The sequence below is a fragment of the Micromonospora sp. NPDC048843 genome (assembly GCF_040649965.1).
GTDB classification, from domain to species: Bacteria; Actinomycetota; Actinomycetes; order Mycobacteriales; family Micromonosporaceae; genus Micromonospora; species Micromonospora hortensis.
In genome coordinates this window covers 3,719-16,129 of record NZ_JBEZGJ010000168.1, presented here as the reverse complement: position 1 = coordinate 16,129, position 12,411 = coordinate 3,719, and the positions used below count along the sequence as shown (strand labels likewise).

The following is a 12,411-nucleotide window of genomic DNA, read 5'->3' as shown; positions in this document are numbered from 1 at the left end:
GAACTCAACGGACGACCACGCCAAACCCTCGACTGGCAGAATCCAGCCGAGGTACTCCACAAACACCTAGTCGCAACAGCCGCTTGAAACCGCCCGCGCCGGATGCCACTACATCCACGATGTTGCGCGATCTTGCGGGCGGAGGCCCAACGGAGAGCGAGGCCGCCGGCAAGCTCACCACCCTGCCCCACTGATACGCCTCACAACATCAGGGAAAGTGCTGCCTCCGGACGCCGCGAGGCAGCATTTTCCCTGATGTTGTGGAGATCTTGCGGGGCGCGGCAGCGTGAGAGCGCCCGCATGCGGGCGGAATGCGGGGTGCGGGCGGGGCACGCCGGGGTGCGGGCGGGGTGCGTCGGGGTGCGTCGGGCAGCTGCGACGCAGAGGCTGGCCGGGAGGGCACGAGTGGGGACGGCGGGGGTGACCTGAGGGGGGCACAAAAAGGCGGGGCCCCGGAGGCTTGCGCCACCGGGGCCCCGCCCCTTGCTGGTTGTGTTACTCGTCCACGCCCGCAGCGGCAGTGCCAGCGGCAGTGCCACCGAGATCGGCCGGGACGGCGTCCGGAACTTCGACCGGCTTGTCCGAGCCCCGGAAGACGAGCTTGGAATTGTCGATGTCGTCCGGGTCGCCCTCGCAGTCCACCACGACGATCTGACCTGGGGTCAGCTCGTTGAACAGGATCCGCTCGGAGAGGTTGTCCTCGATGTCGCGCTGGATCGTGCGACGAAGCGGACGGGCACCGAGCACCGGGTCGAAGCCCTTCGCGGCCAGGTACTTCTTGGCGTTGTCGGTCAGCTCCAGACCCATGTCCTTGTTCCGCAGCTGGCCCTCGATCCGCTGGATCATGATGTCCACGATCGAGAGGATCTCGGTCTGGCGCAGCTGGTGGAAGACGATGGTGTCGTCGATCCGGTTGAGGAACTCAGGCCGGAAGTGCTGCTTGAGCTCGTCGTTGACCTTCTGCTTCATCCGGTCGTAGTTGGACTCGGAGTCCTCCGACTGCTGGAAGCCCAGCGACACCGCCTTGGCGACGTCACGGGTGCCCAGGTTGGTGGTCAGGATGATGACCGTGTTCTTGAAGTCCACGATCCGACCCTGACCGTCGGTGAGCCGACCGTCTTCGAGGATCTGCAGGAGCGTGTTGAACACGTCCGGGTGGGCCTTCTCGATCTCGTCGAAGAGGACCACCGAGAACGGCCGACGCCGCACCTTCTCGGTCAGCTGCCCGCCCTCGTCGTAGCCGACGTAGCCGGGAGGGGCACCCACGAGCCGGGAGACCGTGTAACGGTCGTGGAACTCGGACATGTCCAGCTGGATGAGGGAGTCCTCGCTGCCGAAGAGGAACTCGGCGAGCGCCTTGGACAGCTCGGTCTTACCGACACCGGACGGGCCGGCGAAGATGAACGAGCCCGACGGGCGCTTCGGGTCCTTCAGGCCGGCCCGGGTACGCCGGATCGCCTTCGAGACCGCCTTGACCGCGTCCTCCTGGCCGATGACGCGCTTGTGCAGCTCGTCCTCCATGCGCAGCAGGCGCGAGGTCTCCTCCTCGGTCAGCTTGTAGACCGGGATGCCAGTCCAGTTGCCGAGCACCTCGGCGATCTGCTCGTCGTCAACCTCGCTGACGACGTCCAGGTCACCGGCCTTCCACTCCTTCTCCCGCTGAGCCTTCTGCCCGAGGAGCTGCTTCTCCTTGTCGCGCAACTGGGCGGCGCGCTCGAAGTCCTGCGCGTCGATCGCGGACTCCTTGTCGCGACGCACCTGGGCGATGCGCTCGTCGAAGTCACGCAGGTCTGGCGGCGCGGTCATCCGACGGATCCGCATCCGGGCACCGGCCTCGTCGATCAGGTCGATCGCCTTGTCCGGGAGGAAGCGGTCGGAGATGTACCGGTCGGCCAGGGTCGCGGCAGCCACGAGAGCGGCATCCGTGATCGAGACGCGGTGGTGGGCCTCGTAGCGGTCCCGCAGGCCCTTGAGGATCTCGATGGTGTGGGCCAGCGACGGCTCACCCACCTGGATCGGCTGGAAGCGGCGCTCGAGAGCGGCGTCCTTCTCCAGGTGCTTGCGGTACTCGTCGAGCGTGGTGGCACCGATGGTCTGCAGCTCACCACGGGCCAGCATCGGCTTGAGGATGCTGGCGGCGTCGATCGCGCCCTCGGCGGCACCCGCACCCACCAGGGTGTGGATCTCGTCGATGAACAGGATGATGTCGCCGCGGGTGCGGATCTCCTTGAGCACCTTCTTGAGGCGCTCCTCGAAGTCACCGCGGTAGCGGGAACCGGCGACGAGCGCGCCCAGGTCGAGCGTGTAGAGCTGCTTGTCCTTGAGGGTCTCGGGCACCTCGCCCTTGATGATCTTCTGGGACAGGCCCTCCACCACGGCGGTCTTGCCGACGCCGGGCTCACCGATCAGGACCGGGTTGTTCTTGGTACGGCGGGAGAGCACCTGCATGACCCGCTCGATTTCCTTCTCGCGCCCGATGACCGGGTCGAGCTTGCCCTCGCGGGCGGCCTGAGTCAGGTTGCGGCCGAACTGGTCCAGCACCAGGCTGGTCGACGGCGCGGCCTCACCCGGCGCGGCGCCCGCCGCGGCAGGCTCCTTGCCCTGGTAGCCGGAAAGCAGCTGGATCACCTGCTGGCGGACCCGGTTGAGGTCGGCGCCGAGCTTGACCAGCACCTGGGCGGCGACGCCCTCGCCCTCACGGATCAGCCCGAGCAGGATGTGCTCAGTGCCGATGTAGTTGTGGCCGAGCTGCAGCGCCTCGCGCAGCGACAGCTCCAGCACCTTCTTGGCCCGCGGCGTGAACGGGATGTGCCCGCTCGGCGCCTGCTGGCCCTGGCCGATGATCTCCTCGACCTGCTGGCGGACGCCCTCCAGGGAGATGCCGAGGCTCTCCAGGGCCTTTGCCGCGACGCCTTCACCTTCGTGGATCAGGCCCAGCAGGATGTGTTCCGTACCGATGTAGTTGTGGTTGAGCATCCGGGCCTCTTCTTGGGCCAGGACGACAACCCGTCGCGCTCGGTCGGTGAACCGCTCGAACATGCCCTCGTGCTCCTCACGTGCCGTGCGCCTTGATGGTCAAGATCTTGGCGGGGCCGGTGCACGAACGTCCAGGACGGGCGTCCGTGCCTCCTTACTCTATCGTCGCTGACCGACTCAGCTGAGGTCGTGTGTCTCTGCTCTGGGTCGGTTGCACGTCGTTTTGAACAACCGTCCGCGCTCAGGAGGTGTTCCGGTAGCCCTGTCGCTACGCGCAGAGCGAAATCCGACTGGCTCGACGGAAGCCCGATCCGGGGTCCGGAAGCGCTCCGGGAGGCCCTGGAGGGCGGACCGGCGGTCGCGACGAGTGCCGCGCCGGGCCCCTGGGGGACGTTTTCCACAGGCTGTGGATAGCTGTTCCACTGGTTGTGGACAACGTCGGTGGGCCCGGAATGCTTCCCGGCCCCGAACGGGCACGAGACACCACCCCGAACGGGCACGACGACCTCGCCCGGATACGGCGACGCCGGCCCGGAGAACTCCTCCGGCCCGGCGTCGGTGTCGCCTGCGGTGGCGGCTGGCCACCAATGTGCTGACGGATCAGCGCTTCGCGTGGAACTCGTCCACGATCTCCTGCGGGATACGACCCCGGTCCGAGATGTCCTTGCCGGCCTTCTTGGCCCACTCCCGGATCGCCTTGTTCTGTTCCCGATCGGCAGTCGCGCCACCCCGACCGCGGGCAGCCCGCCCACCGATCACGACACCGCCCCGGCCGACCTTGGTGCCGGCGCCCACGTACGACGCAAATGCATCGCGCAATTTCGCGGCGTTGGCGCTCGACAGGTCGATCTCGTACTGAACGCCGTCGAGGGCGAACTTGACGGTCTCGTCCGCGTCCCCGCCGTCCAGGTCATCGACCAGCTTGTGAATGATCTGCTTGGCCACGTCCCACATTCCTTTCGAGCAGGGTGCTCCTGCTAACGAGAGCACAATAACCCGCGCGCCGCTCGTCGCGTCAATAGGATCCGGTTACGGCTCGGCGTACACCGGGCCGGGACTACTCCTGGCGGACCAACGGGAAGAGGATCGTTTCCCGAATTCCGAGGCCGGTCAGGGCCATCAAGAGCCGGTCGATTCCCATTCCCATACCGCCGGACGGCGGCATTCCATACTCCATCGCCCGAAGAAAGTCCTCGTCGAGCCGCATCGCCTCGTCGTCGCCACGGGCGGCCAACTGGGCCTGGGCGACCAGTCGCTCGCGCTGCACGATCGGGTCGACCAGCTCGGAGTACCCGGTGCCCAGCTCGAAGCCGAGCACGTACAGGTCCCACTTCTCGGCCAGCCCCGGCTCGCTGCGGTGCGCCCGGGTCAGCGGGCTGGTCTCCTCCGGGTAGTCCCGCACGAAGGTGGGCGCCTCCAGGCCGGGGACGACCAGTTCCTCGAACAGTTCCTCGGCCAGCTTGCCCGGGCCCCACTTCGGGTCCACGGCCAATCCCACCTTGTCCGCGTACTCCACCAGACGGGACCGTTCGGTACGGACCGTGACCTCCTCGCCCAGCGCTTCGGAAAGCACACCGAACAACGTCACGGACCGCCACTCGCCACCCAGGTCGAACTCGCGCCCGTCGGCATGGGTCACCACCGTCGAGCCGCTGACCGCGATCGCGGCCTGTTGCACGAGATTGCGGGTCAGCTCGCCGATCGTGTCGTAGTCGCCGTACGCCTGGTACGTCTCCAGCATCGCGAACTCCGGCGAGTGCGAAGAGTCGACACCCTCATTACGGAAGTTACGGTTGATCTCGAAGACGCGGTCGACGCCGCCGACCACAGCGCGCTTGAGAAACAGTTCCGGAGCGATTCGCAGATACAGATCGGTGTTCAACGCATTGCTGTGGGTCACGAACGGTCTGGCCGCCGCGCCGCCATGCAGCAGTTGCAACATCGGCGTTTCCACCTCGATGAAGCCCTGCCCGTGCAACGAATCGCGCAGACTGCGTACCGCTGCGGCCCGGGTGCGCACCATCTCCCGCGCCTGCGGCCGGACGATCAGGTCGACGTAACGCTGCCGGACGCGCGCCTCCTCGGAGAGGGGCTTGTGAGCCACTGGCAACGGTCGCAGCGCCTTGGCGGTCATCTCCCACTGCTGGGCCAGCACCGACAGTTCACCCCGACGGCTGGTGATCACCTCGCCGGTGACGCCGACGTGGTCGCCGAGGTCGACGAGGCGCTTCCACGCCTCCAGCCGCTCCGGCCCGACCCGGTCCAGGGAGAGCATCGCCTGCAACTCGGTGCCGTCGCCGTCGCGGAGGGTCGCGAAGCAGAGCTTGCCCGTGTTGCGTACGAAGATCACCCGGCCGGTGACCGCGACCTGGTCGCCGGTGGCGGTGTCGGTGGGCAGGTCGGCGTAGTTCGCCCGGACCTGCGCCAGGGTGGTGGTGCGGGGGAAGCCGACCGGGTAGGGCTCGACGCCCTCGGCGAGCATCCGGTCCCGCTTCTCCCGGCGGACCTTCATCTGCTCGGGAAGGTCGTCGGCGGGGTCCACTGGCACGGGGTTCTGCTCGGTCACGGCACGCTTCCTCGTCACGGAGATACAGGGGTCAGGCCCGAGCGTACTCAAGCGGTCCGGAGGCCGTTACGGGATAACCTGCCCGTCATGGTCGATCACACTCACGCACTGTCGTTCGGTGCCGCCGCGAACGATTACGACCGGTTTCGACCACGTTATCCCGAGGCTGCCGTCCGTTGGGCGCTCGACGGGCTGAGCGAAGCCCGGGTGGTCGACCTCGCCGCGGGCACCGGCATCCTGACCCGCGCTGTGCTGGCACTGGGTCACGAGGTCTTACCTGTCGAGCCCGATTCGGGGATGCGGGCGCAGCTCGCCGCCAGCACCCCGGGCACGACGGCCCTGGCGGGCAGCGCCGAGGCCATGCCGCTGCCCGACTCGGCGGCGGACGCGGTGCTGGTCGGGACGGCGTACCACTGGTTCGACAGGGAGCCCGCGCACGCCGAGATCGCCCGGGTGCTCCGCCCCGGCGGCACCTTCGCCCCCATCTGGAACATCCGGGACGGCAGCGTCGACTGGGTGGCCGAGCTGGGTCGCATCGCCCACTTCGGGGACAAGTCGACAAGCCAGCTCTTCGGCGAGCACCCCGACTTCGGCCCCGCCTTCGATGCCGTCGAGAAGCGCGAGTTCACGCACCGCACCACGCTCACACCGGACGAGTTGCTCGGCATGGTCCGCACCCGCTCGTACTGGCTCACCGCCTCCACCGACGATCAGCGGCGGGTCGAGCGGGAGCTGACCGAACTCCTGACCACCCACCCCGCCCTGGCTGGCCTGGACACCATCGAGCTGCCGTACCGGACGCTGGTGCTTCGCGCCCGGCGGCGCTGACGCCCGCACGGAGGCCGGCAGCGACGGCGGCCGGGTCACAGGTTGCGGTCGTAGACCATCCGCAGACCGATCAGCGTGATCATCGGTTCGTGGTGGGTGATGCTGCGACACTCGTTGATCACCAGGGAGGCGAGGCCGCCGGTGGCGATCACCGCCCGCACCTCGCCCAACTCCTCGGTCATCCGCTCGACGATCCGGTCCACCTGCCCGGCGAAGCCGAAGTACAGGCCGGCCTGGAGGCACTCCACGGTGTTCTTGCCGATCACCGAGCGGGGCTTGGTGGCCTCTACCTTGCGCAGCTGCGCGGCCCGGGCCGCCAGCGCGTCGAAGGAGATCTCGATGCCCGGGGCGAACGCGCCACCGAGGAACTCACCGCGGTCGCTGATCACGTCGAAGTTGGTGGTGGTGCCGAAGTCCACAACGATCGACGGGCCGCCGTAGAGGGTGTACGCGGCAAGGGTGTTCACCACCCGGTCGGCGCCGACCTCCTTCGGGTTGTCGATCGCCAACTGCACCCCGGTCCGCACGCCCGGCTCGACCACGACGCTCGGCAGGTCGGCGTAGTAACGACTGAGCATGGTGCGCAGCGACCGCAGCGCGGCCGGCACCGTGGAGCAGGCGGCCACACCGGTGATCTCGACGTTGTCCCCGGCGAGCAGACCCCGGAACATCAGGCCCAGCTCGTCCGCCGTCGAGCGGGCATCGGTCTTGATCCGCCAGGAGTGCACCAGCTTGTCGCCGTCGAAGGTCGCCAGCACGGTGTTGGTGTTTCCGATGTCGATGCAGAGCAGCACGCACGCAGCCTAGACAACTAGTCGGCGCGCAGGTCCAGCGCGATGTCCAGGATCGGCGACGAGTGCGTCAGCGCGCCCACCGAGAGGAAGTCCACCCCGGTGGCCGCGTACCGGCCGGCCACCTCCAGGGTCAGCCCGCCGGTCGCCTCCAACTCCGCCCGGTCACCCACCGCGGCCACCGCCTCGGCCAGCACCTCCGGTGTCATGTTGTCGCAGAGCAGGAAGTCCGCACCGGCCTCCACCGCCTCCACGGCCTCGTCGACAGTGGTGACCTCGACCTGCACCGGCACCTCCGGGAACGCCTCCCGGACCCGCCGGTAGGCCGCAGTGATGCCCCCGGCCGCCAGCTTGTGGTTGTCCTTGATCATGGCCACGTCGTAGAGGCCCATCCGCTTGTTGGTGCCACCGCCGGCCCGCACCGCGTACTTCTCCAGCGCCCGCAGGCCCGGCGTCGTCTTGCGGGTGTCCAGCACCATCGCCTTCGAGCCGGCCAGCGCGTCCGCCCAGGCGCGGGTGTGGGTGGCCACCCCGGACATCCGGCAGAGCAGGTTGAGTGCCGTCCGCTCGGCCGTCAGCAGCAGCCGGGTCGGGCCGGTCACCGTCGCCAGCACGTCGCCGCGGGCCACCCGCTCGCCGTCGCGGGCCAGCACCGACACCTCGACGGTACGACCGAAGCCAGTCACCTCGCCCACCAGCTCGAACACGGCGGCGGCCACCGCCATCCCGGCCACCACCCCGTCCGCGCGGGCCACCAGGTCGGCGGTGTCGGTCTGTTCCGCCGGAATGGTGGCCACGCTCGTGACGTCCAGGAAATCCGGGCCCAGATCCTCGACCAGCGCGCCCTCGATCACCTGCCGGACGTGCGCCGGATCCAATCCCGCCGCCCGCAACGCCGTCTCCGTCGACTCGATCATTGCCATCTCCGTTCGCGACTGCGGGGCTCGCAAGACCGGCTCACTCCTCGCGCTCACTGTGAATTTCCCTCCCACCGTTGCGTCACCCGGCCCTGCGCCCCGACCGCCCCGACCAGATGGCCCAGCCACCGTTCGTCGGCCGTCGGGAAGTCCTCCCGCCAGTGGCAGCCACGGGTCTCACCACGGGCGTACGCGGCGGCAACCAGCGTCGACGCCACGGTGAGCAGGTTCGTCGCCTCCCAGTCGGCGGTCCGCGGCCGGCCCCGGGCAACGCCCAGCTCGGTCAACGTCCCGGCCGTCCCGGCCAGCGTCGCCGCGGATCGGAGCACCCCGGCCCCCCGGGTCATCGCCCGTTGCAGGGTCGGCGTCACCTCCGCGGGCAGTACCCAGCCCGTCCCGCCGCGCCAGGCGCCGGTCTCCGCCGGCTGGGCCTGCTCCGGCAGGCCGGCAGCGATGTCCTCGGCGATCCGCCGGGAGAAGACCAGGCCCTCCAGCAGCGAGTTGCTGGCCAGCCGGTTCGCGCCGTGCACACCAGTGCAGGCGACCTCGCCGCAGGCGTACAGGCCGGGGATGGAGGTACGGCCGCGCAGATCGGTCCGGACCCCGCCGGAGGCGTAGTGGGCGGCCGGCGCGACCGGGATCAGATCGGTCGCCGGGTCCACGCCGATCGCCAGGCAGGACGCCACGATGGTGGGGAACCGACCGGCCAGGAAGTCGCCGCCCAGGTGCCGTGCGTCGAGGAAGACGTGATCCGCGCCGGTGGCCAGCAGCACCCGGTGGATGCCCTTGGCGACCACGTCCCGGGGTGCCAGCTCCGCCAACTCGTGCTGGCCCACCATGAACCTCTTGCCGTCCGCGTCCACCAGGTACGCGCCCTCGCCGCGCAACGCCTCCGAGACCAGCGGCTGCTGCGCGTGCCCCGCCCCGGGCACCCCCGCGCCGGACGGGGTGATCAGGGCGGTCGGGTGGAACTGGACGAACTCCACGTCGGTCACCGCCGCGCCGGCCCGCAGCGCCAGCGCCACCCCGTCCCCTGTGGAGACCGCCGGGTTGGTGGTGGCCGAGAAGATCTGCCCCATGCCTCCGGTGGCGAGCACCACGGCACGGGCCAGCAGCGCGCCGACGCCGTCCTCGCTGCCCTCACCCAACACGTGCAGGGTGATCCCGCAGGCCGGGCCCAGCCCATCCGGGCCGTCGCCGGGCGCCCGCAGGAGATCCAGCACGAGGGCGTGCTCGACCAGCCGGATCCACGGGTCGCGCTGCACCGCGGCGTGCAGGGCCCGCTGCACCTCCGCGCCGGTGGCGTCGCCGCCGGCGTGCACGATCCGGTCCGCCCGGTGCCCGCCCTCGCGGGTCAGCATCAGCGAGCCGTCCGGGTGCCGATCGAACTCGGCGCCAATCCGCATCAGCTCACGGAGCCGGGTCGGGCCCTCCTCGACCAGCACCCGGACCGCCGCCGGGTCGCACAGCCCGACCCCGGCGACCTCGGTGTCCCGGGCATGCGCCGCCGGGGTGTCGGCCGGGTCGAGCACTGCGGCGATGCCGCCCTGGGCCCACCGCGTCGAGCCGTCGTCGATGTTGACCTTGGTGACCACAGTGACGTGCAGGCCGGCCTCACGCAGGTGCAGCGCCGCGGTCAACCCGGCCACGCCGGAGCCCACCACGATCACGTCGGTGGTCTCCACCCAGCCGGGCGCGGGCGCGGCCAGCAGCGCGGGCAGGGCAGGCAGGTCGACGGTCGGGAGGTCCATCCCCCCAGTCAACCCGAACCATCCTCGCCCGGGGCGGCGGGGGCGGGACGAGTGTTTTGGGCGACCCCGTCCGGCGCGCGCCGCGCCGCGCCGACCGTCAGGCGGTGGTCACTTCGTCCGGACCGGCAGACCAGCCGGGCCCGCGCCCTTCAGCGAGGCGGTCACCGTACGGTCGCTGAGCCACAGGTAACAGCGGACGCCCCGATCACCGACCTTCCAGCGCCCCGCCCCCGGCGGACGGACCACCACACCGCTGCGGAAGCGCAGCTTGGCGTCGTCCGGCACGCTCGCGTAACGGGCCAGGACGCTACGACAGCCCGTGTAGAGCGGCAGCCAGTCGGCGTCCCGGGTCGGATACGCCACGTCCGGTGCGCGCCACACCCCGACGAACTCGGCGTCGTGCTGTTTGCCGCACTCAACCGGAGTCAGCGTCTGCACACCACGGCCGGCGCCACCGCGGGTCTGCTGGCAACCGAGGCGCAGCCCGGTGGGCCCCTTCAACGCGTCCCGCAGACTGCCCGACCGAACCACAACTGTGGCCGCCGCCTCGACGGTGGTCAGCTCGGTGAGGTCGCAGCGGAACCACCGGGAACCCGCCGCCCAGCCCGGCCCGTTGGGCAGCGCCACTGACAGCCGCAGCCGGCCGGACCGCCAGTCGTCACCCACGTAGCCGGTCGCCCGGGTGTCGCACTCGGCGAACGCACCCCGCAACTCGACCGAACCACCCGCCGGAGCGGCCGTCCGCTCGGCCGGGAAAGCCCCGACATGCACGGTCTCCAGGCGGTGCGGCCCGGCGCAGTCCACCGGCTCATAGCTGGCCAGACTGACCAGATCGGTGAAGTCGGCGGCGTGACACACACCGGCGGCCGGAGTGAACGCCGACGGTGCCGGCAATGCCGCCCAATCGTCGGTCAGATCACCGTCCAGGCCACCGGACCCGGCACAGCCCACCAGCAGCACTGCCGTCACGGCAGCGGCGAACAGGGTCGTTCTGGCACGGCTCATCGCGGCCTCCCCCAGCCACCGACCGGCTTCCGCCAGCGCGCCCAGGGTAACCGGAAATGACCTTCCGGTAACAGACCGGAATCGCGGTACGCGGGATCAGACTCCGGACACGGCCAACGGGCTGGGCACCGGGTTCCCGGCCGTGCCAGGCGCCGCCGCAGCCGGGTCGGCACCCAACTCGATCACCCGGTTGTCGGCGTCGACGTGCACGACACGTGGCCTGTAGGTCCGGGCCTCGGCGTCGTCCATCTGCCCGTACGAGATCAGGATGACCAGGTCACCGGGGTGCACCAGGTGCGCGGCGGCGCCGTTGATGCCGATCACGCCACTGCCCCGCTCGCCCGGAATCACGTACGTCTCCAGCCGGGCGCCATTGGTGATGTCCACGATCGCCACCTGCTCGCCGGGGAGCAGGTCGGCGGCGTCGAGCAGATCCTCGTCCACAGTCACCGATCCGACGTAGTGCAGGTCGGCCTGGGTCACAGTGGCTCGGTGGATCTTCGACTTGAGCATGGTCCGCAACATCGAAGTGGCCTTTCGCGGTATCGGTGGGGGTGGTACGGCCGGGTCAGGGACGCGGGGCGAGGTGGATCGCCGCGTTGTCGATCAACCGGGTGGCGCCCACCCAGGCGGCGATCACCAGCCGGGCCGGCCCGGCCACCGGCCCCGGTTCCAACTCGGGATCGGTGAGCACCAGGTAGTCGAGGCGGGCACCGGGCGTACCGGCGCCGAACGCGGCGTGCGCGGCGGTCAGCACCGCGCCCGCGTCCAGGCCGTCGTCGGCGGCTTGCGCCCCGGCCCGCAGCGCGGCGGACAGACTCAGCGCGGCGGCCCGCTCCGGCTCGCTCAGGTAGCGGTTGCGGCTGGAGAGGGCCAACCCGTCCGGCTCCCGGACCGTCGGCACGCCGACCACCTCGACCGGCACGTCCAGGTCGCGGGTCATCCGCCGGACCAGGGTGAGCTGCTGGTAGTCCTTCTCGCCGAAGAAGGTCAGGTCCGGCCGGGTGAGCTGGAGCAGCTTCAGCACCACTGTGAGCACCCCGTGGAAGAAGCCGGGGCGGCTCGCCCCCTCCAACTCGGCGCCGAGCGGGCCCGGATCGAGGCGTACGCGGGGCTGACCGTCCGGGTACATGTCCGCCACCGACGGGGCGAAGACCAGGTCGGCGCCCGCCCGCCGGCACACCTCAAGGTCGGCGTCGAGGGTGCGCGGGTAGCGGTCGAAGTCCTCGTTCGGCCCGAACTGCAACGGGTTCACGAAGACCGTAACCAGCACGTGGTCGGCCTGTTCCCGGGCCGCGCGCAGCAACGTCTCGTGCCCGGAGTGCAGCGCGCCCATTGTCATCACCACCCCGACGGTGCCCTTCAGCCCGGCCCGGGCCTCGGCCAACTCGGCGCGCGAGTGCACGACCTGGGTCACAGCTGCACCTCGGTTCGCGACTGCGGGGCTCGCAAGATCGGCTCACTCCTCACGCTCACAGCGACACCTCGGTTCGCGACTGCGGGGCTCGCAAGATCGGCTCACTCCTCACGCTCACAGCGACACCTCGGTTCGCGACTGCGGGGCTCGCAAGATCGGC

At 70.1% G+C, this 12,411-nt stretch carries 10 protein-coding genes; 1 reads left to right on the top strand and 9 read right to left on the bottom strand.

Features of this window, described 5'->3' with window-relative positions; genetic code table 11:
• Positions 1 to 495: 495 nt before the first annotated feature.
• The 3 genes from AB0C20_RS29205 to lysS form a co-directional block, all read right to left on the bottom strand.
• On the bottom strand, positions 496 to 3,039 hold the full coding sequence (locus tag AB0C20_RS29205) for an ATP-dependent Clp protease ATP-binding subunit (protein WP_238687015.1): 2,544 nt from the start codon (positions 3,037 to 3,039) through the stop codon (positions 496 to 498).
• Positions 3,040 to 3,576: 537 nt separating this feature from the next.
• Positions 3,577 to 3,921, bottom strand: a complete 345-nt coding sequence (locus AB0C20_RS29200; protein ID WP_036392792.1) for an Lsr2 family protein — start codon at positions 3,919 to 3,921, stop codon at positions 3,577 to 3,579.
• A 112-nt stretch (positions 3,922 to 4,033) separates the two neighbouring features.
• Positions 4,034 to 5,542, bottom strand: coding sequence for a lysine--tRNA ligase (gene lysS, locus AB0C20_RS29195; protein ID WP_357183462.1), 1,509 nt, complete (start codon positions 5,540 to 5,542; stop codon positions 4,034 to 4,036).
• 87 nt (positions 5,543 to 5,629) lie between these two features.
• Here lysS and AB0C20_RS29190 point away from each other — a divergent pair, with 87 nt between their 5' ends.
• On the top strand, positions 5,630 to 6,370 hold the full coding sequence (locus AB0C20_RS29190) for a class I SAM-dependent methyltransferase (protein ID WP_357569141.1): 741 nt from the start codon (positions 5,630 to 5,632) through the stop codon (positions 6,368 to 6,370).
• Between the two features lie 35 nt (positions 6,371 to 6,405).
• Here AB0C20_RS29190 and AB0C20_RS29185 read toward each other — a convergent pair whose 3' ends face one another.
• The 6 genes from AB0C20_RS29185 to panC all read right to left on the bottom strand — a co-directional run bounded on the left by AB0C20_RS29185 (position 6,406) and on the right by panC (position 12,251).
• Positions 6,406 to 7,164: a type III pantothenate kinase gene (locus AB0C20_RS29185; protein ID WP_357183456.1), complete on the bottom strand. Its 759-nt coding sequence runs from the start codon at positions 7,162 to 7,164 to the stop codon at positions 6,406 to 6,408.
• Between the two features lie 17 nt (positions 7,165 to 7,181).
• Positions 7,182 to 8,078 carry a carboxylating nicotinate-nucleotide diphosphorylase gene (gene nadC / locus AB0C20_RS29180; protein ID WP_357183453.1) on the bottom strand — a complete coding sequence of 299 codons (897 nt, stop codon included), beginning with the start codon at positions 8,076 to 8,078 and terminating at the stop codon, positions 7,182 to 7,184.
• A 53-nt stretch (positions 8,079 to 8,131) separates the two neighbouring features.
• Positions 8,132 to 9,829, bottom strand: a complete 1,698-nt coding sequence (locus AB0C20_RS29175; RefSeq protein WP_357183451.1) for an L-aspartate oxidase — start codon at positions 9,827 to 9,829, stop codon at positions 8,132 to 8,134.
• A gap of 108 nt (positions 9,830 to 9,937) precedes the next feature.
• The gene (locus AB0C20_RS29170; RefSeq protein ID WP_357569140.1) at positions 9,938 to 10,834 is read right to left on the bottom strand and encodes a septum formation family protein; all 897 of its coding nucleotides are present in this window, start codon (positions 10,832 to 10,834) and stop codon (positions 9,938 to 9,940) included.
• A 96-nt stretch (positions 10,835 to 10,930) separates the two neighbouring features.
• On the bottom strand, positions 10,931 to 11,359 hold the full coding sequence (gene panD, locus AB0C20_RS29165) for an aspartate 1-decarboxylase (protein WP_112674301.1): 429 nt from the start codon (positions 11,357 to 11,359) through the stop codon (positions 10,931 to 10,933).
• Positions 11,360 to 11,402: 43 nt separating this feature from the next.
• On the bottom strand, positions 11,403 to 12,251 hold the full coding sequence (gene panC, locus AB0C20_RS29160) for a pantoate--beta-alanine ligase (RefSeq protein ID WP_357569139.1): 849 nt from the start codon (positions 12,249 to 12,251) through the stop codon (positions 11,403 to 11,405).
• Between the last annotated feature and the right edge of the window lie 160 nt (positions 12,252 to 12,411).